This is a genomic window from Blautia sp. NSJ-175 (assembly GCF_022867815.1).
GTDB lineage: Bacteria > Bacillota > Clostridia > Lachnospirales > Lachnospiraceae > Blautia > Blautia celeris.
Map to the genome: position 1 here is coordinate 42,552 of NZ_JALIFQ010000022.1, position 19,072 is coordinate 61,623.

The 19,072-nt window shown below is 49.2% G+C and carries 14 protein-coding genes; 11 read left to right on the top strand and 3 right to left on the bottom strand.

What is annotated here, in order from left to right:
* The first annotated feature begins 1 nt into the window (after position 1).
* Positions 2-2,341 carry a peptidoglycan DD-metalloendopeptidase family protein gene (locus MUB35_RS24540; protein ID WP_244806979.1) on the top strand — a complete coding sequence of 780 codons (2,340 nt, stop codon included), beginning with the start codon at positions 2-4 and terminating at the stop codon, positions 2,339-2,341.
* A 162-nt stretch (positions 2,342-2,503) separates the two neighbouring features.
* On the opposite strand, the gene MUB35_RS24545 is transcribed toward MUB35_RS24540, so the two are convergent.
* Both MUB35_RS24545 and MUB35_RS24550 read right to left on the bottom strand, forming a co-directional pair.
* A complete protein-coding gene (locus tag MUB35_RS24545) occupies positions 2,504-3,820 on the bottom strand; it encodes a sensor histidine kinase (RefSeq protein ID WP_244806980.1) in 1,317 nt (438 codons plus the stop codon).
* A complete protein-coding gene (locus MUB35_RS24550; RefSeq protein WP_033142288.1) occupies positions 3,821-4,492 on the bottom strand; it encodes a response regulator transcription factor in 672 nt (223 codons plus the stop codon).
* Positions 4,493-4,679: 187 nt separating this feature from the next.
* On the opposite strand from MUB35_RS24550, the gene MUB35_RS24555 reads away from it, so the two are divergent.
* The 10 genes from MUB35_RS24555 (at position 4,680) to MUB35_RS24600 (ending at position 17,707) form a co-directional block, all read left to right on the top strand.
* Entirely contained in the window at positions 4,680-7,040 is a 2,361-nt protein-coding gene (locus tag MUB35_RS24555) for an extracellular solute-binding protein (RefSeq protein WP_244806981.1), read from the top strand.
* A 6-nt stretch (positions 7,041-7,046) separates the two neighbouring features.
* Positions 7,047-7,892: a carbohydrate ABC transporter permease gene (locus MUB35_RS24560; protein ID WP_033142286.1), complete on the top strand. Its 846-nt coding sequence runs from the start codon at positions 7,047-7,049 to the stop codon at positions 7,890-7,892.
* A gap of 5 nt (positions 7,893-7,897) precedes the next feature.
* A complete protein-coding gene (locus MUB35_RS24565) occupies positions 7,898-8,737 on the top strand; it encodes a carbohydrate ABC transporter permease (RefSeq protein WP_033142285.1) in 840 nt (279 codons plus the stop codon).
* A gap of 14 nt (positions 8,738-8,751) precedes the next feature.
* Entirely contained in the window at positions 8,752-10,386 is a 1,635-nt protein-coding gene (locus MUB35_RS24570; RefSeq protein ID WP_033142284.1) for a biotin/lipoyl-binding protein, read from the top strand.
* Positions 10,383-11,270 (top strand): ABC transporter permease, encoded by an 888-nt coding sequence (locus MUB35_RS24575; protein WP_244806982.1) that lies wholly within the window; start codon positions 10,383-10,385, stop codon positions 11,268-11,270. The genes MUB35_RS24570 and MUB35_RS24575 overlap by 4 nt, the downstream gene beginning before the upstream one ends.
* Positions 11,271-11,679: 409 nt before the next feature.
* The gene (locus MUB35_RS24580) at positions 11,680-12,531 is read left to right on the top strand and encodes an AraC family transcriptional regulator (protein WP_033142282.1); all 852 of its coding nucleotides are present in this window, start codon (positions 11,680-11,682) and stop codon (positions 12,529-12,531) included.
* A 91-nt stretch (positions 12,532-12,622) separates the two neighbouring features.
* Complete coding sequence (locus MUB35_RS24585) at positions 12,623-13,300, top strand: response regulator transcription factor (protein ID WP_033142281.1); 678 nt, start codon at positions 12,623-12,625, stop codon at positions 13,298-13,300.
* Positions 13,273-14,427: a sensor histidine kinase gene (locus MUB35_RS24590; protein WP_052099575.1), complete on the top strand. Its 1,155-nt coding sequence runs from the start codon at positions 13,273-13,275 to the stop codon at positions 14,425-14,427. Before MUB35_RS24585 ends, MUB35_RS24590 begins: the two co-directional genes overlap by 28 nt.
* Positions 14,428-14,564: 137 nt before the next feature.
* Positions 14,565-15,239, top strand: coding sequence for an ABC transporter ATP-binding protein (locus tag MUB35_RS24595; protein WP_103731639.1), 675 nt, complete (start codon positions 14,565-14,567; stop codon positions 15,237-15,239).
* On the top strand, positions 15,236-17,707 hold the full coding sequence (locus tag MUB35_RS24600) for an ABC transporter permease (RefSeq protein WP_033142280.1): 2,472 nt from the start codon (positions 15,236-15,238) through the stop codon (positions 17,705-17,707). The genes MUB35_RS24595 and MUB35_RS24600 overlap by 4 nt, the downstream gene beginning before the upstream one ends.
* On the opposite strand, the gene MUB35_RS24605 is transcribed toward MUB35_RS24600, so the two are convergent.
* Positions 17,696-19,045 (bottom strand): MATE family efflux transporter, encoded by a 1,350-nt coding sequence (locus MUB35_RS24605; RefSeq protein WP_033142279.1) that lies wholly within the window; start codon positions 19,043-19,045, stop codon positions 17,696-17,698. The two genes, MUB35_RS24600 and MUB35_RS24605, sit on opposite strands and share 12 nt — an antisense overlap.
* Positions 19,046-19,072 lie beyond the last annotated feature (27 nt).

The window sequence follows — 19,072 nt, forward strand, 5'->3', positions numbered from 1 at the left end:
TATGAGGAATAAGAAACTGATCAAGACAGCGGTGTGCGGAGCGATACTGAGTGCTTCTTTGATGGTGAGCCAGCAGAATATTTATGCGGCCCAGGAAGAGAATATCATAAACGCCGAGACCGGCGAAAAGGAAGCCTCCCAAAATGTCCCCGAACCCGGTGCAGAACAAGATATCATAAAAGATGAAGAACAGCCGCCAGATCCCAATCCGGACAGTGATGCCGCGGAGGACCCGGATGAAAAAAAGGAGGATGCGGATTCCCCTTCTGACGAACCAACACCTGAAGTCCCCACGGATGAGAACAATCAGGCTGTTCCTGTGAAAACAGGCTGGATAGAGGAGGAGGACGGCACTCACTACTACAGGGAAGACGGTACTCTTGCAACCGGATGGCTTACATTAGAAGAGGGCACATATTACCTGGATGAACAGGGTCTGAAAACTACAGGCTGGCAGACCATAGAGAAAAAGAAATATTACTTTCAGGAAGATGGCCTGATGTACCAAAAGACTATCCTGAAACTTTCCGGCAAGCTGTATTATATAACAGACGACGGCAGTCTGTATACAAAAACCGGATGGCTGAAAAGTGGAAAGACATATTACTATGTAAACAAAAATCAAACCCTTTACAACAAAGGCTGGCTGAATTTAAACGGTGCCTGGTATTATCTGGGCACAGACGGAAAGATGAGGACAGGCCTGTTAAGTGCAGACGGAAAGAAATATCTTTTAAAATCAAACGGTGCCATGCTGACCGGCAATGGCTGGACAAAATACAACAAGCAATGGTATTACATATATCCAAATGGTTCTCTGCATATTAATAACTGGCTTAATTTGAACGGCACCTGGTATTATCTCAACAAAAAAGGCGTGATGCTCACCGGATGGCAGAAAATAGGCGGAGGTCTGTATTATCTAAACGGCAGCGGTGCCATGGAAGCCGGCGGATGGCGGTATATCAATAATCGCTGGTATTATCTGCAGGGAAATGGTGCGGCAGCTCTCGGATGGCTGAATCTGAATGGTACCTGGTATTATCTCAACCCCTCAGACGGAGTTATGAAAACAGGCTGGTACAAGGTAGGTAAAACCTGGTATTACTCCAACGGAAGCGGTGCCATGCAAACCGGATGGCTGAATCTGGGCGGTACCTGGTATTATTTGAACGGCAGTGGTGCTATGCAGACCGGCTGGCTGAATCTGGGCGGCACCTGGTATTACCTGAATCCCTCAGGCGGTGCCATGCAGACCGGATGGTACAAAGTGGGAAAAACCTGGTATTACTCTAACGGCAGCGGCGCCATGCTGACCGGATGGCTGAATCTGGGCGGTACCTGGTATTATTTGAACGGCAGTGGTGCCATGGCTACTGGCTGGCTGAATCTGGGCGGCACCTGGTATTACCTGAATCCCTCAGGCGGTGCCATGCAGACCGGATGGTACAAAGTGGGAAAAACCTGGTATTATTCTAACGGCAGCGGTGCCATGCAGACCGGATGGCTCAGATTAGGGAATACCTGGTACTATATGAACGGCAGCGGTGCCATGCTTACAGGGTGGCAGAAGATCGGAGGCTGCTCCTATTACTTTAATCCCACAAGCGGCGCCATGTCCTCAGGATGGGTGACGATCAAAGGAAAGAAGTATTATCTCAGCAGCAGCGGAATCACACTTACCGGCTGGCAGCAAATAGGAGGAAAGTGGTACTATTTTAACAATAGCGGTGTCATGCAGACCGGCTCTGTTACGGTCGGAGGCAGCAAATATTATCTGAATAAAAACGGTGTCATGCAGACCGGCTGGCAAAAAATCGGTGATAATTACTACTATTTCAAATCAAACGGTGCCATGGCTGTGAATACCTACATGGACGGCTACTACCTGGATGAAAACGGTGTCCGCACAGAAGTGGAATATGGCAACGGGGAGTGGTGCTTCCCCTGTCCGAGTATCACTTATGTATCCAGTGAATTCGGGAACCGTGACAGCCCGGGCGGAATTGGTTCCACCAATCACAAGGGCGTGGATCTGGCTGCACCTGCCAACTCCAGGATTCTTGCCGCTGCCGGAGGCACAGTGGTCAACGCAGGGTACGGCTGGGGCGGAGAAGGCAATTACGTGGAGATTGACCACGGAAACGGCCTTCACACCATCTATATGCATATGATTTCCAATCCGGTTGTCAAAAAAGGACAGACAGTCAAGGCAAGCCAGCTCATCGGCTATGTGGGCATGACAGGGGCTGCCACAGGATATCATCTGCACTTTGGCGTAAGCGTAAACGGTGTTTACAAAAATCCATGGGATTATATCCACAGACCAAACGGCATGTAAGACAGAAAGAATAGAAAATATGCTCTGACATATCTCTATTCATATAAACAAAAAACACATTGGAGATTTCCGTGACAATTCTCCAGTGTGTTTTTTTAATCATCAAATACTCGCTGCCGTGGCGCTTACCTATATAAGCACAATATAGTTTACATAATATATTTATAGTAAACCATCTGCTTTTTCTGAACCATTTCTGTATCCCGGAACCGTAAAATAAAAAACACTCCCTCCTCCTTTTCTGTCCTCCACCCAGATTTTCCCTTTATGAAGCCTGACAATCTCCCCTGCAATACTGAGGCCAAGGCCAAAATGCTTTTTCTCTTTTCTTGAGGCATCCCCTCTGAAGAAACGGTCAAAAATCCGTTCCTTCCATTTGTCCGGGATTCCGGGGCCGCTGTCCGCCACAAAGAACTTCCACTTTGTCCCATCCTTTTCATATCCCAGCAAAATCGTTCCGCCTTGCGGTGTATAACTGACAGCATTGTCCAGCAGTATGTCCAGTACCTGCTCCAGACGCTGCTCGTCACAGAGGACTATTGGATTCTCCTCACATTCCGGAAGGCTGATGTGAAGCTTAAGACCCTTTTTCTTTGCCAGCATATGATACCTCCCATATACTTCTGAGAACAGGGTATCCAGAGAAACCTTTTCAAAATGCATGGACCAGGACTGATTGTCCGCACTTGCAAGAGAAAGCATATCATTCACCAGCCGGGACATTCTCTGTCCCTCTGCCTTTATCATTTCGTGAAACCCGGGTCTGTCCTCCTCATCAGCCACAGCCATGGCGTCTGCGCTGGACAGCATCACAGCCAGCGGGGAACGGAGTTCATGGGAGGCAGATGCCACAAACTGCATCTGCTTTGTTCTGTTATTTTCAATAGGAGACAGCATACGGCCTGTGTAAAACCAGGAAAAGAGAAGCAGAAGTACCAAGGCCGTCAGATCTATGACGGCAAAAACAAGGTACAGGTACCAAATCTGATGATTCAGTGTCTCTCTTGCATAGGAGACCGCGACACAGAAAGTACCGTGCCGGTAGGGTACTGTCGCAAACGTTATCATATGTTCTGTATGATTTATTTTCATGGAAAATTCCAGGGGTTTTTCTTTTCCTCTGCCTGCAGGCGGATCATACACGTCAAATCCGTAGGCATTCTCTGCCCTCTGAATCACCTTTTCCATCAGCTTCTGTTTTTCTTTTTCTGGACTGTAAGTATAGCTCACACCGTTTTCATACAGAACTATTGTGTAGAAACGCCGGTCTGCCACTGCACTGATCTTTTCATAATCGATCATGCCCCCGTTTTCCAGATAAGTCAGCACAGAATTGATATCCTTGTCATGCACTGCCGCGTCATTGGCCTCAAGCAGGTTTTTAAAAGCCAGAAGCCCGGCAAATGTCATAGCCAGAAGAATGATCCCGGTGACCGCTGTACAGAACAGGGTCATTTTTCTTCGGAGTTTTTTATACATCTATTCCTCCAGACTGTAGCCCACGCCGCGAATGGTCCGGATGGACAGGCTGCTTCCCACAGATTTCAGCCTTCTTCTCAGGAAATGAATAAAATTGTCAAGATTGCCGTCCTCAATTTCCGTGTCAATTCCCCATACCTTTGTGACAATATTCTTTCTTGCCAGCACCTGCCCGGGATTTTTCAGAAAAACTTCCATCAAATCCCCTTCTGTGCGCGACAGCCTGCAGGTATTTTCCCCGCAGGAGAGAACCTTTGAGCGGATATCAAAAGATAAATCCAGATAATGCAGCTCCATTCCACTGTCCATCTTCCTCGGCCTTCGTCCAATGCTCCGTATCCGGGCCATCAGCTCCTCAAACGCAATCGGTTTGACCAGATAATCGTCTGCACCGCAGTCCAGCCCCTGCACACGCTCCTTCACTTCCCCAAGAGCTGTGACCAGTATCACCGGCGTGCTGTTTCCCTCTTTTCTAAGGAGGCTGAGCACTTCCGTTCCGGAGAGAGACGGCAGCATACGGTCCAGTAATATAAGATCATGGGCATTTTCTCTTGCAGCCATCAGTCCTTCTGCGCCGTCATGGCAGTGATCCGCATGAATTCCTTCTTTTTTCAGCCGATAGGCCAGTGTCTGGCACAGCTGTATATCGTCCTCAATGATCAGAATCCGCATAATATATATCCCCTTTCATATCTGCTCTGGTCAGTATAACATTTTATAGGAACATTCGACACTATTTCCAGTAATTTAGAGGTAAATTAGAGATTGAATAGATGTAACGTAGAGGTTTGCTATGCTATACTGATTCATGTAAAAAGACCGGTCTTACAAGGGAGTATTGAGAGAAAGGATAGATGAAATGAACCAAAAAAAGAGATGGACACAACGGATTCTTGCCGTGCTTTCCCTCTGCCTCGTATTTACGCTTGCCTCATGCGGGAAAGCGCAGGATGAGAAAGAGAAGGAGAAGGATACAGGCAGCCAAAGCGCCGCAAAAGGCAGATATACGGAACAGGAAATAAAGCTCCACGACACAGATATTTTAAAACCTGCAGATTCAAACGGCGCAGACGCGCCTTTTCTCGATGACCTGCTTCTGGCAATGAAGGGGCTGGAAGACGGCAGTTTGAGAATAGCTTCTGCCAACGGGATCTTTGACTCTGACGACAAGGGGGAAAGCTGGGTCTCCTGGGCGGAAACGCCTCAGGAACTGAGGGATGATCTGGCATCCCAAGATAGCTCCGCATTTTTTGCTATCTCCGGCAAAGGTGATATCTTTTACGGTATGGGAAGTGAGCAGCGCCGGTATAAGATGGTGACAGCGGACGGAAGCGTACGCACAGTTGACCCGGAACTTCCCCAGACGTCCATTGAAGACTCAGGCAGTGTCAATATAGTGAGAAATGCCGTTTTTACAGATTCCGGTGATGTTCTGTGTATGGATGACACAAATGTTTATCAACTGGACGGTGAAACCTTTTCGCTGAAACACACTTATGGCCAGGAGACAGCAGAGGGACAGGAAATCCAGGGGATGGCCATGTACGCCTGTGTGGGCGACAGGCTTTTTGAATTTTCCAGTGATATCCGTGTTCTGGATGATGGCTCTCTCAAATATGAAAATATAAAAGTCATAGCATACGATCTGCAGACACAGGAACCCGAGGGAGAGCAGGAGGCCCTCAGCAGTTTCCTGCAGGAAGGATCCATGGATTTCTCCATACTGCCGGGTGCTGACGGCAAATCCCTGTATTTTGTCAGCCAGTCCGGTATTTACCGCTACAAAACAGACGGAACTGCCATAGAGAAAATTTTCAATGGCTCCATGGGACAGATGAACAGCAATTCGTTTTCTGCCGACATATCCGCTGCCCTGACGGACGGAACCATTTTCATCCCCTATTATATGGATGAGCAGGGACGCCTGTTCCGCTATATGTTCGATACCGAGGCATCTCTTCAGCCGGAGCATGCCATCACCGTGTATTCACTGTATGACAGCCCGAATATCCGCCAGTCCATCACAGCCTTTCAGGGCCGGCACTCTGATGTGATGGTGGAGTATGAAACCGGCATGACAGGAAAGGATGCTGTGACCAGATCCGACGCGCTGAAGACACTGAATACGAATATCATGGCCGGCGAGGGACCGGATGTGCTGATCCTGGACGGCCTGCCCATTTCTTCCTACATAGAAAAAGGGCTGCTCATGGATATTGGGGATCTGGTGGAAAAAGCAGATCAGAAGGAAAAATTCTTTGACAATATTGTAAACGCTTACAAAAAAGACGGCGCACTCCGCGCAGTGCCCACCGGTTTTTCCATACCGGTCCTCGTAGGTGAACAGTCCGTGCTGGACCGGATCGGCAGTCTGGAAGAGCTGGCAGAGGCAGCGGAAGCGAACAGGGAAAACCGTCCGGAGGTCAGCCATGTTCTGGGAAGTATGACGAATTCCACACTTTTACTGACTCTGATTCCTTCTTCTTCCCCATCCTGGATGGCAGAGGACGGAACGCTGGATGAAGAAAGACTGACAGCGTTTTTTGAAAACGCAAAAAAGATAGCAGACGCCCAGAATGCGCCGGACAGTATGGAATACTCCGACACAGAATCCCAGCCATTTGAACTGTCTCCCTTTATGACAAGCGCACAGCTCAATACCATTGAGATGGGGTATACGGATTCCCATATGACCATAGGCAACCTCATGAGTGCAGAGGGGCTTTCTCATATCCTCTCCATGGCAAAATATTTCGGAAGCGGCGGATATAAAAGCACGCCGGGTCAGTCGGAAAACGTATTTATTCCGTTGTCACCTGTTGGGATCAGTTCCAAGACCGGCAGCGAAGAGACTGCCAGAGAATTTGTAAGCTTTCTTCTGACAGAGGGGCAGTACAGTTCTGCTGCGGCTTCCTGGCCGGTGAGCCGGACGGCTTTTGATGGCAGGCTTACACTTCCCTCCAATTTCCCTCTGGGGATGACACATATGGAAAGTGATGTGGATGGTAGTGTACTTGATCTGGAAATGATCCCGCCTGCCCAGGAGGATTACGACGCACTCAAGGAAATGATAAAAACACTGAAAACGCCTGCAGTCACAGATGAGATCATAAACAGAACCGTCATGGCAGAAGGGGTAAAATGCCTTTCCGGGGAGGTGTCCGTTTCCGATACTGTGGATGCCATTCTAAAAAAGATCAATCTCTACCTGGCGGAGTGATATCCTATGGGTAGAAGAAAACATGCCTTAACAGGAATTTTGTTCCTACTGCCCAGCCTTGCCGGAGTCTGTATCTTTGTCCTCATCCCTTTTCTGGATGTAACACTCCGTTCCTTCCAGAATGCGGTCACAAGGACATGGACGGGTCTGGACAATTACCGTATCTTGTTCCGGACTCCGGCCTTTCGGCTGGCAGTCAAAAATACCCTGCGCTTCACCGGTATCTGCATTCCGCTTCTTATCTGCATGTCACTCTTTATCAGTGTATTTCTGCAGCGGCTGAAAAGACTGGGCAGCCTTTTAAAATCAGCATTTCTGCTTCCCATGGCTGTTCCGGTGGCATCTGTGGTCCTGCTCTGGAGAGTGACCTTTCACGAAGACGGGTTTCTCAGCCTTCTGGCTGTCAGTACAGGCCATGAGGCAGTGGACTGGATGAATTCCGGATATGCTTTCTGGGTGCTGGTGTTCAGTTATATCTGGAAGAACCTGGGGTATGATATCGTGCTGTGGATGGCAGGACTGTCCGGTATTCCATACAATCTGTATGAGGCTGCCAGGGTTGACGGGGCAGGAGAGTGGACCTGCTTCTTTAAAATCACCCTTCCCAGCCTGAAGCCGGTCCTCTATACCATCACAGTTCTGTCATTTTTGAATTCTTTCAAGGTGTTCCGGGAGGGATACCTGGCTGCAGGGGATTATCCTGATGAGAGTATGTATCTCCTGCAGCATCTGTTCAATAACTGGTTCCGGGAAATGGATTTTGATAAGCTGGCAGCAGCGGCTGTGCTGATGGTTCTTGTCATCTTCGGGCTTGTCTCTCTGCTTAAGCGTTCCTGGGATTTGGAGGAGTGAATAAAATGAGCAAAAAAATAGCGGGATTTCTGCTGCTTCTTTTAGGAGCCGCTGTCTGTTATCCTATTTTCTTTCTTTTTACCGGTTCTCTGATGGGAACCGGGGAATTACAAAATCACCTGGGGGCAGCCCTGTCGCTTGGAGAACAGCCTATGTCATGGAGCCTTCTTCCCCTCACCCCTACCCTCAGGCATTATGTGCAGCTTCTGCTGGACTCCCCGGAATTTTTTCATATGTTCTGGAATTCTGCCGCACTCACTGCCGGAATCCTGGCCGGACAGTTACTGGCCGGAGTTCCGGCTGCCTGGGGATTTGCCAGATATGCATTCCCTTTCAAAAAGCTGCTGTTTACTTTATACATACTGCTCATGATGATGCCCTTCCAGGTCACCATGCTTTCCAGCTATCTGGTCCTCTCCGAAATGCAGCTCACAGACACGCTTCCGGCGGTAATTCTTCCGGGTGCTTTCTCTACATTCCCCGTGTTTATCATGTACCGCTTTTTCTGTGGGATTCCGCAGGCGCTCATGGACGCGGCAAGGATAGACGGGGCGGGGGAGAGGGACATTTTTCTGCATTTAGGCATTCCCCTTGGTTCCTCAGGCATTGTGTCTGCCGTTGTACTGGGATTTCTGGAATCCTGGAATCTGATCGAACAGCCCCTGACCTTCTTAAAAAGTAAAAAACTCTGGCCGCTTTCCCTGTATCTGCCCAATATCAGTCCGGAGCGCGCGGGAATTTCCTTTGCAGCATCTGTGGTAACCCTGCTCCCTGCCCTGATGGTTTTTTTGTGCGGGCAGGATTATCTGGAACAGGGGATCGTTGCAGCAGCGGTCAAAGAGTAGAGAGGATAGACACCATGATTCATAACAAAAAACAATTACCTGATATTCAGAAAAAAGCCGGGAAGGCTCTGGGCGCATTTCTGGTGGTCATGGCTTTGCTCACGGTTCTGTCGCGGGCAGCAGCCAACATCATAACCCCCAGAGTCACATGTACCGCGCCGCAAAAGACAGCCCTGAAATACAAAGTGACTGCCACAGGGACCGTGAAGGAGAAACAGCAGCAGGCAGTCAATACTGTACCCGGCATCCGCGTAAAAAAGGTGCTTGTCAGTGAAGGAGACCATGTCTCTGAACAGGACGTACTCTTTGAAGTGGACATGGAGGATCTGGAAGAAAAGATCCTGTTAAAAAACCGGGAACTGGAGAAATTAAAGCTGAGCCTTAAGGACAGCAGGGAAAAAAGCCGTCTGGAACAGCAAAATAAGAATACGGAGCAAAGCAGGGCAGAGGAAGATTACAGCAGAACAAAAGAAAGCCTGGATGCCAAAGTTCAGCAGGCTTATGAGGCCCTGGCAGAAGCGCAGAACCGGCTGGAAGAATTTGACAGTCAAAGCAGCGGCGAGCAGGAGAACCTTCCCGATTCTGTGGAAGAGGCGCTTATACAGGCCAGCGATGAAAAGCATCAGCTCCTGGAACAGGCGGAGGCAGACGCAGACCAGAAAAAAGCGCTCTTAGAGCAGGCAAAAACGGAGCAAAAGCCCCAGGAGATTCTGGCAGCACTGGAAAAGGACGCAGAGGAGGCCGAAAACGCGGTGCAGTCTGCAAGAGATGCCTGCACGTCAGCCGATGAAGCCCTGGAAACCTGGCAGGCGTCCCAAGAAGCCCTGGAAAACCAGTCTGCGGGCGAACAGCGCCAGGTGCTTGCTGATGCCTGCACACAGGCTGAAAACGCCTATGAGGACGCTCTCAGGCTGAGAGAGGAAGGACTTGCTGATGCCCAGAGAAAGATGGAGGATACCCGGAAACCCACCGTACCCGATAGTACACCGAAGACCACGGAGATGGAGATGAAAACACTGCAGACGGAGCTGGACAAATACACCGCCCTTCAAAAAGCAGGCGGACAGATTCTTTCCCCCGCAGAGGGAATCGTAAGAAAAGTCCATGTGGAAGCCGGCAGCGCAACGGGAGAGGGAAGTTCCGTCACCCTGGCGGATTTATCTTCCGGATACAGATATACGGCATCCATCCCAAAGGAACAGGCAGAAATCATCACAGACGGAGATGCGGTCACTTTAAAATCCGCTGACGGTAAAAAAACGGCGGAGGGCCTCACCATCCAATCCATTACTGAGAATAAAGAAAATCCTGACCTGACAGACATCACGGCAGATATAGAAAAAGGCGAATTTGACGCAGATGAAAGCGCTGTGCTTTATGCAGAAATGAACTCGGCTGTCTATCCCTGCGTAGTTCCTCTGGAAGCACTGCGCATGGAGGACAACCAGTATTTTGTCCTCACCGTACAGGAAACGGAAAATATTCTGGGAAATGAGCTCACTGCTGTCCGCATCAATGTGGAGGTTCTGGAGAAAAATAATACCATGGCAGCTCTGAAGGCGGATGGATTAGACGCAGACAGCCAGATCATTCTCTCCTCCCAAAAGACCGTGAAGGCAGGCGACCGCATACGCCCGGAGGAAGAATGAGGGGGAAAAGGGGGCATATGAAACAGCTTCTGCTGGGAGCCGTCTGTTTCATATGTCTTGCCCAGGCGCTGTTCTATGGAACCATAAAGGCAGATGAAACCACCTGTGTCATACAGACAGAAAACCGGATAGACGGGAACCAGGCTCTTTCCCTGTCCCGTGACAGCCAAGATGGTGATTTGTCTTTTACCCTCTGGGGAGAGTCTGAAAATGTGCAGGTTGCCGCACCCGATTTGAACAGAAAGGCCAATGCCGGCCTCATCACAGCAGCAGGCAGCTCCGGCCTTATTCTGCCGGGCAGCCGTACACTGGAAGTGACAGATACCGGCGGCTGCATGATCGATGAAAAACTGTCCGGGCTTCTCTTCGGAAGTACAAAGATACAGGGGAAGAGCCTGATGATTGACGGAAGACCATATGAAATTCTGGGAGTTCTCCCCGGCAGCAGCGGCACTGCCCTCATACAGGCGGACAGGGATACAAAGGCTGTCATTAACCGTGTTACACTTCACATTACCGGAAAGGAAAGCAGGCAGGAGGCTGTCCGCCGGTTTTCAGGCAGTACGGGAATACAGGGTACTCTGCTTCCTCTGCATCTGTACGGGATTTTTTCGGAGGCACTGCTTCGTATCACTGCCGCGTTTTTCCTGCTCTATCTCCTGTCCGGCATATTCAGGAAGGCGGACGGTCTCTTCCCCCTTTTGGTCGGTATTCTGAGTGCAGCGGCATGTATCTGGATTTTAGATATCCGCATCCGGATTCCGGGAGATATGCTTCCCTCCCAATGGTCCGATTTTGCTTTCTGGACAGAGACGGCAGAACAAAAGGCCAGGGAGATTGCTCTGCTTTTTAAAGCCGAAAAAAGCGGGATGGAGCTTTCTTAATTTTACATCCGCTTTCATCTCCGGATTGTTCAGTATTTTTTCTGTTTTGCCGGGATATTTTTTCCTGCGCAGCCTCCGGCTTAGAAAGCTTTCATCTCTTCTTATGATGACAGGATTCTTTTTGCTGCTCTCCTTTTCTTTTTGTATTCTGCACGGACAGAACAGCAGCGCACTTATACAGGAACGGATTCTCTGGCTGTTTTTTCCGTTCTGCCTGTGGCTTACATATCTGAAAACGAATATCGGTATCCAGTCCCCGCCGCATTGGAAGAAACCGCCATTGTCCTAAACCTGTTTTTCCATTATACTGAAATTACCTCTCTTTTTTGTGCACAAAAGGAGAGGAAGCCCAACAGAAAATACATTAAAATCAGAGACAATTATAATGAAAAAAAGGAGCCTATAACAAATGGATTGGATCGAACGTCTCAATAAAGCCATCAGCTATCTGGAAGAACATATCAAAGAGGAAACCGATTATGAGCAGGCAGCGAAAATAGCCTGCTGTTCCACCTATCACTTTCAGAGAATGTTTACCTACATGGCAGGAATCCCCCTTTCAGAGTACATACGCCGCAGACGCATGTCCCTGGCTGCCGCGGACCTGCAGAGAAGCGATGCGAAAATCATGGACATTGCCCTGAAATACGGCTATGCTTCCCCCACTGCCTTTAACCGTGCCTTTCAAAATGTACACGGCATCACACCCTCCGCAGCCAAAAAAGCGGGCACCTGCCTGAAATCTTATCCTCCCATCAGCTTTACGATCACCATAAAGGGAGTGGAAGAGTTGAATTATCGGATTGAAGAAAAGGAAGCCTTCCGCATTGTAGGCATTTCGCAGCCCATGCACAGGGAAGTGGAAAAAAATTTTGAAATCGTTCCCGGGATGTGGGGCAAAGCGGCAGCCGACGGCACCATACCGAAACTGGCAGCCATGATGAACCGGCAGCCCATGGGCCTCTTAGGTGTCAGTGCCTGCAATGACCAAGAAAAATGGAAATATTTTATTGCGGTTGCCAGCAGTCTTCCGACAGCTGAGGATCTGGAGGAATATGAAGTTCCGGCTTCCGCCTGGGCGATTTTCTCCGGTTCCGGCACCCATTTGTCCATTCAGGAGCTGGAGCAGCGAATCGTCACAGAATGGCTTCCCACCTCCGGGTATGAATACGCAGACAGGCCGGACATAGAAGTCTACTTAAACCAGGACCCGCAGAACGCCCTGTACGAGGTCTGGATACCGATCGTAAAAAAAGCGTGAACATACTGTTTTCCGGGCTGCTGCCTTTCATTTGACAATCCGGCAGAAAGTACACTATAATCAGACTATCAAATGAAAAAGGAGAACTCCCTTGAAAAAGACCATATTACTTCTGGAAGATGACAGGAACCTGAACCGGGGGATTTCCATGCGTCTGGAAAAAGAGGGTTTTCGCGTCCTGTCTGCGTTCACCGCTTCCGGGGCGGAAGACCTGTTTGAAAAAAATGAGGTCCACCTGATTATCAGTGACATCAACCTGAGTGAGGGCAGCGGACTTGATTTCTGCCGGAAAATAAGAGAAAAGAGCAATGTTTATATTATCTTCCTGACCGCGCTTGACCAGGAGATTGATATAGTGACCGGCTATGACATGGGGGCGGATGACTACATCACCAAACCTTTCAGTCTGATGGTCCTCGTATCCAAAGTTCACGCGCTGATGAAACGGGTCGGTACAGAAAAGACCTCCACTTTAAAATGCAGTGACATCCGCGTATCCCTTAAGGAAATGAAAGTCTGGAAAGGCGGAGAGCCTCTGTCACTCAGCAAAAAAGAACTGCAGCTTTTGATCTTCTTTCTGGAAAATCCCCAGCAGATTTTTTCAAAGGAACAGATTGCGGAGGCGGTATGGGATATTGACGGCCAGTTCGTGGATGACAATACCGTACCGGTCAATATAAGCCGCCTGAAAGCAAAGCTGGAGATAGACGCTGTACAGAATGTAAGAGGGATGGGATACATATGGACAAAGGACGTAACAAAAGAATAATGGTGTTTCTGGGCCTGCTGGTTCTGCTTCTGTCCGGCACTTTATACACGGCTGTCCGATGGATAGACACGGTGCACATGGAAAACCAGGAACTTCTGGGAAGACTTCTTCTCACAAAACCCACTACAGAAGGCGGTTATGTCAGCGCAGTGGAAGGAAAAGAGGAGATTGACCGCGAACAGGCCCTTGCTGCCGGACAGACAGCAGAAGCTGCATATGGTTACAGCGGAAGATACGCGGTCATATCCCCTGCGGTTGCCTCTTTTCTGCCTGTATTGTTACTGGCTGCCTCCTTTTTCGTCCTTCTGCTGGCATTTCTTATTTTACACCAGAAAAAGCTGCAAAACCGGACGGAACTTAAACTCTTCGAGCTGGAAGACAAAGCTGTCCAGCTTACGCAGGAGAACAGCCTTTTAAAATCCAGGATTGAACGGGAGGCTGCGGAGACAAAGACACTGGTCACAGACATTTCCCATCAGCTGAAGACACCCCTTGCCTCCCTGAAAATGTGCTATGAAATCGCGGATACCAGCAGATTTACGAAAGAAGAGCAGCATTCTTTCCTCATGCAGGGGAAAAATGAAGTGTTCAAGCTGGAGAACCTGACAAAATCCCTTATACAATTATCCCGGCTGGAAACCAACATGATCCGCCTGGAGCCTGTATATGAAAGCCTGAAAAAGACGCTTCAGGGTGCTGTCAGCAGTGTCTACATGAAAGCTTACCGGAAAAATATTGCCATTTCCGTCAGTGAATTTGAGGATGAGAATGTCCTGCAGGACCCCCGCTGGACCCAGGAGGCACTGGTGAATATACTTGACAACGCCGTAAAATACTCCGCGCCGAATACCGCAGTGGAGATCCGGGTGGAACCCATGGTCAGTTATTATCTCATTGAAATCGAAGACCAGGGCATAGGAATCCCGAAAGAGGAGAGAAACCAGATATTCAAACGCTTTTACAGGGGCAGATCCTCTGCTGTCCAGGAGACAGACGGCTCCGGTGTGGGGCTGTATCTAACCAGAAAGATTCTGGAAGAACAGGGTGGGAGCATCTGTGTAAAAAGCGGCAGGAAGGGATGTATATTTCAAATCACATATCCCAAAACCAGTCACAGGCTGTCCTAAAGGGCAGCTTTTTGCATGGGCGAATACGTTTCACATTTCTTACAAATCTGTTATTCTTCTTGAAATCCTTTTGTAAGAATACACAGGTACAATAAAGACAATAAGATAAAATAACAGATAAGACAAGGAGAACCCCTATGAAAACAATGCTATTGGAAACAGAAGACTTATGCAAATATTACGGCAGCGGGGAAAATCTGGTGAAAGCCATAGACCATACCACCATGGACATACAGCGCGGAGAGTTCACTGCCATTGTGGGACGCTCCGGTTCGGGAAAGAGTACCCTGCTCCACATGCTGGGCGCTCTGGACCGCCCGGACAGCGGAAAGGTACGGATAGAGGGCAAAAACGTTTTTGAACTGAAAGATGAGGAGCTGGCTGTCTTCAGAAGAAGAAAGATTGGATTTATTTTTCAGAATTATAATCTGATTCCCTCCCTAAATGTCTGGGAAAATATTGTTCTTCCCATGGGGCTTGATAAAAAGAAGGTTGACCAGACCTTTGTCAGGAACCTGACAGAGCGCATCGGGATCACAGACAAGCTGAAATCCCTTCCCAGCACCCTCTCCGGAGGGCAGCAGCAGAGGGTTGCCATTGCCCGTGCCCTTGCCTCCAAACCTGCCATTATACTGGCAGATGAGCCCACCGGCAACCTGGACTCCAGAACAGAGCTGGAGGTGATCTCCCTTTTAAAAGCCTGTGTAAATGAATACGGACAGACGCTTGTTATGATCACCCATGACGAGACCATCGCCCAGATGGCTGACAGGATCCTTGTCATTGAGGACGGTAAGGTGGTGAGCCAATGAACACAATAAACCGTACTGCATTCTCCAATCTGAAATTGAATAAGGGAAGAAATATCATGGCAGGCATAGCCATCCTTCTGACCACGCTTCTCATCTTTGTCATTCCGGCGATTGGCCTTGGAACTGTAGAAATTGACATGGCGGCTGCCAACAAGGTATATCCCACCTTTCATGTGATGTACCGCAACGTGAAGCCTGATACCGCGGAGGCGATTTCCCACCGCGCAGAAGTGGAAACCGCAGGACTTCGACAGGACCCCGCCATGATTCCCGTCCCGGATGGAACCGGATGGATGGTGTACATGGATGACACAGCCCGGAAGCTCAATAAAACAAAACTGGAGGAAGGGAATTTTCCGAAAAACGGAAATGAAATTGCTGTTTCAAACGGCCTGTTAAAAGCAATGGGAATCACAGCAGGCATAGGGGATACCATAGAGCTTCCCTATCAGCCCGTGGAGGCAGATGGCGTCGGATATGAGAAAAAGCAGGAATTTGTCATCACCGGCCTGCTTCCCACCCAAAAGGACAGCGATGATTCCGGAATCTATTCCGCCATGGTCACCAGGGACTTTGTGGAGCAGGAACAGCCGGCGTCTGTCCGCAGATACAGAGTCATGCTTCGGGTAGCGGGTGCTGAAAGCATGACTACAGACGAGATCAAAGATATTTATAAGCAGATTGCCCTGGAGATGGGGATTAGCGAGGCAGATATTGCAGATAACTCTATTTACCTTTCTGCCAACTACAGAGACCCGTCTTTATACGCGGGCATTGCGGGTATTATGCTCATTGTTATCCTGGCCGGTATCATGACCATTTACAGCCTCTACTATATCACCATGATCTACAAGGTACAGGAATTCGGAAAGCTAAAAGCGCTGGGAGCCACCAAACGGCAGATTCGTCAGATTGTCTTTCGGGAGGGAATGCTGACTTCCTGTATTGCCATTCCCCTGGGCCTGATCGCCGGAAGTATTGCAGCCAGTATCGGGTATCGTTTTCTCCTATCTGCATATGGCACCGAAAACCCGCTGCGTCCTGTGGTCATAGAGCTGATTGAAAACCATGAAGTCACTCTTTTGAAGCCGTGGATATACGTCATGGCAGCAGCCGTCTCCCTGCTCACCGTGGTATGCGCACTGATCCGCCCCATGCAGATCGCTGCCAGGATCTCTCCTGTGGAGGCCATGCGCTACGACGGCAGTATGAAAACAAAGAAAAAGCTCCGCAGAGGCTGCCCGGAAATGACCCTGTTCCGCCTGACCGGAGCCAATCTCTCCAGAAATAAAAAACGAACGGTTATGACCATTGTCACCCTGAGCCTCACAGGCATTCTTTTCATGGTCATCTCCACGGTACTGTCCTGCGCGGACCCGGAGGAGATAGCCAGGGACAGTATCTTTGACGAGTTTCAGATATCTGTTGACAGCCGCACCGGGGACAAGATGCATCCGGAGCTTGAGTGGTCCGTCCTGTGTAAGAACAACCCTCTGAACCGAGATTTTGAAAAACAGGTTATGAATATCCCGGGTGTGGAAAAAATAACAAAAGCAAGCCTGCTTCAGGTTGAGCTTCCCGACCTGATGGATGGGGATGAGACCTGGAAGACCGGCATTATAGGTATTCCGGAGGAATATGCCGATAAAATGCAGCAGGCCGTCAAAGAGGGATCCTGTACCTATGAGGAACTGCAGCAGGGAGATAAAATCCTGATTGATGAAAATATGCTGAGTTATATACCCGGCACCAAAATCGGTGATACCCTCCGTGTTGTGATCCGCTCCGGAAATAATCTGATCCCAAAAGAATTTGAGATCGCGGCCATTGCCGATATGCCCTACGGCATGAACCACTTATCCTTTCTGGTGCTTCCAAACTCTGTCATCCATGAACTGGCAGGACTTGAAATGGATTACTACTGGTCCGTAGCCGCTGATCAAAAAAGGCTCCAAAGTGTGGAAAAAGAACTGAAATCCCTTATAAAAACAAACGAGCTTCTGGAACTGAAAAGCTATGAGGATGAGGTGGCTTATAACGAAAAAAATACAAGCTTCTTATCCCAGCTCTGTTATGTCTTCATGATCGTTCTGGGCGGTGTGGGCATCATGAACCTGATCAACACCATGGTCAACAGTATCTATGTGAGAAGAAGAGAGCTGGGCATCATGCAGGCCATCGGCCTTTCCGAAAAACAGTTGGTGCGCATGCTGCAGTTAGAAGGAATCTTTTACACAGCGGGAACTCTGCTCCTGTCTCTCGGATTCGGAAATCTGCTGGGATACCTTGTCTTTCTCTATGCGAAAAAGAACCGGATGTTCGGTATCCTGAGTTATCATTATCCCGCTGCGCAGACAGTGGTCCTTATTATCGTCATCCTGACCATACAGCTGCTGCTGACATATCTCATCATGAAAAACTTCAGGAAACAGAGCATGATAGAACGCATCCGGCTCTCAGAAGCCTGATACGGCATCTGCCTTGCAGTTGTATGTATCTTTCCTGTCCCATATATGTTCCGGCGGGTATTTGACATACAGACGGGCGCAGAACAGAAGGGCGATCATCTCTGTGACGGGAAAAGTCAGCCATACATAGGAAAGTCCCTGAAAATGAAAGACCCATGCCAGGGGGACCAGAAGAAGGATCTGCCTTAAAACAGTGACGCTGATGCTGGCTCTTCCCATATTTACCCCCTGGAAATAGACTGTCAGCATGATCACAAAAGCCGCGGGAATAAAGCTGACGGAAATAATGCGAAGCGCTGTGCAGCCAATCTCCAGAATCTCTTTTTTTCCGGAAAAGACTGTCACAAGCTCCGCCGGTACTGCCAAAAAGATGCCGCAGGCCAGGACCATCACGGTCACAGAAACGGCAATGGAGCATTTCAGTGTCTCCTTCACGCGCTTGAAATCCCCTGCCCCATAGTTAAAGCTCATGACAGGCAGTATTACCTGCTGCAGTCCCATAAGCGGAATGAAGAAGAAGGTCTGCAGCTTGTAATAGATGCCCAGCACTGTGACCGCGTCCTCTGTAAACTGTTTCAGTATCAGGTTCAGGCCCACCATATAAAGGGTGTAGAGAGACTGCATGACAATGGCCGGCATTCCCGCTTTATAGATCTGTATACAGCTTCCGGCTCTGAACCTGCCGTTCAGCGGACAGTGTCTCAGCACAGAGAGCAGGACCACCGCCATGGCACTCCACTGGCCAATCACTGTGGCAATGGCGGCTCCCCGGATTCCCATTACAGGAAATCCGAACTTTCCGAAGATCAGAAGGGGGTCCAGCACGATGTTGATCAGCGCGCCGAATATCTGCGCGCACATGGGAAGTACCATATTCCCTCTGGCCTGCAGTATTTTCGTGCAGTTTGCCTCCACGAACATGCCCAGGGAAAAAAGAAAAACAATGGTACCGTACTGCATTCCCCCTGCCCGCACTAAGGGCTGGTCAGAGGAAAAACGGCAGTAAACATCTAATCCCAGCAGGCCCACTGCCGTAAAAACGGCAAAATTCACAATTCCGAGAAACAACCCGCTCTTAATCATATCATTCTGGGCCCCTGATGCCTCGGCCCCGTCCATACGCGATACCAGAATGTTGATCCCTGTTCCCGTTCCGGTTGCCACAGCAGTCATCAAAAGCTGAATGGGAAATATAATAGACAGGGCAGTCAGGCCCTCCGCCGAATATTTTGCCACAAAATAGCTGTCCACAATATTATAGACGGACTGGATCAGCAGAGCCAGCATCACCGGGGGTGACAGTTTAAGCAGTAGTTTCCATACAGGTGTCTGTTTCATATTTAACCATCCTTTCTTAACGAAAAA

Bases quoted from the DNA above. Each gene is read 5' to 3' on its own strand.
- MUB35_RS24540 (WP_244806979.1), top strand. From the start codon at position 2: ATGAGGAATAAGAAACTGATCAAGACAGCGGTGTGCGGAGCGATACTG.
- MUB35_RS24545 (WP_244806980.1), bottom strand. From the start codon at position 3,820: ATGTATAAAAAACTCCGAAGAAAAATGACCCTGTTCTGTACAGCGGTC.
- MUB35_RS24550 (WP_033142288.1), bottom strand. From the start codon at position 4,492: ATGCGGATTCTGATCATTGAGGACGATATACAGCTGTGCCAGACACTG.
- MUB35_RS24555 (WP_244806981.1), top strand. From the start codon at position 4,680: ATGAACCAAAAAAAGAGATGGACACAACGGATTCTTGCCGTGCTTTCC.
- MUB35_RS24560 (WP_033142286.1), top strand. From the start codon at position 7,047: ATGGGTAGAAGAAAACATGCCTTAACAGGAATTTTGTTCCTACTGCCC.
- MUB35_RS24565 (WP_033142285.1), top strand. From the start codon at position 7,898: ATGAGCAAAAAAATAGCGGGATTTCTGCTGCTTCTTTTAGGAGCCGCT.
- MUB35_RS24570 (WP_033142284.1), top strand. From the start codon at position 8,752: ATGATTCATAACAAAAAACAATTACCTGATATTCAGAAAAAAGCCGGG.
- MUB35_RS24575 (WP_244806982.1), top strand. From the start codon at position 10,383: ATGAGGGGGAAAAGGGGGCATATGAAACAGCTTCTGCTGGGAGCCGTC.
- MUB35_RS24580 (WP_033142282.1), top strand. From the start codon at position 11,680: ATGGATTGGATCGAACGTCTCAATAAAGCCATCAGCTATCTGGAAGAA.
- MUB35_RS24590 (WP_052099575.1), top strand. From the start codon at position 13,273: ATGGACAAAGGACGTAACAAAAGAATAATGGTGTTTCTGGGCCTGCTG.
- MUB35_RS24595 (WP_103731639.1), top strand. From the start codon at position 14,565: ATGAAAACAATGCTATTGGAAACAGAAGACTTATGCAAATATTACGGC.
- MUB35_RS24600 (WP_033142280.1), top strand. From the start codon at position 15,236: ATGAACACAATAAACCGTACTGCATTCTCCAATCTGAAATTGAATAAG.
- MUB35_RS24605 (WP_033142279.1), bottom strand. From the start codon at position 19,045: ATGAAACAGACACCTGTATGGAAACTACTGCTTAAACTGTCACCCCCG.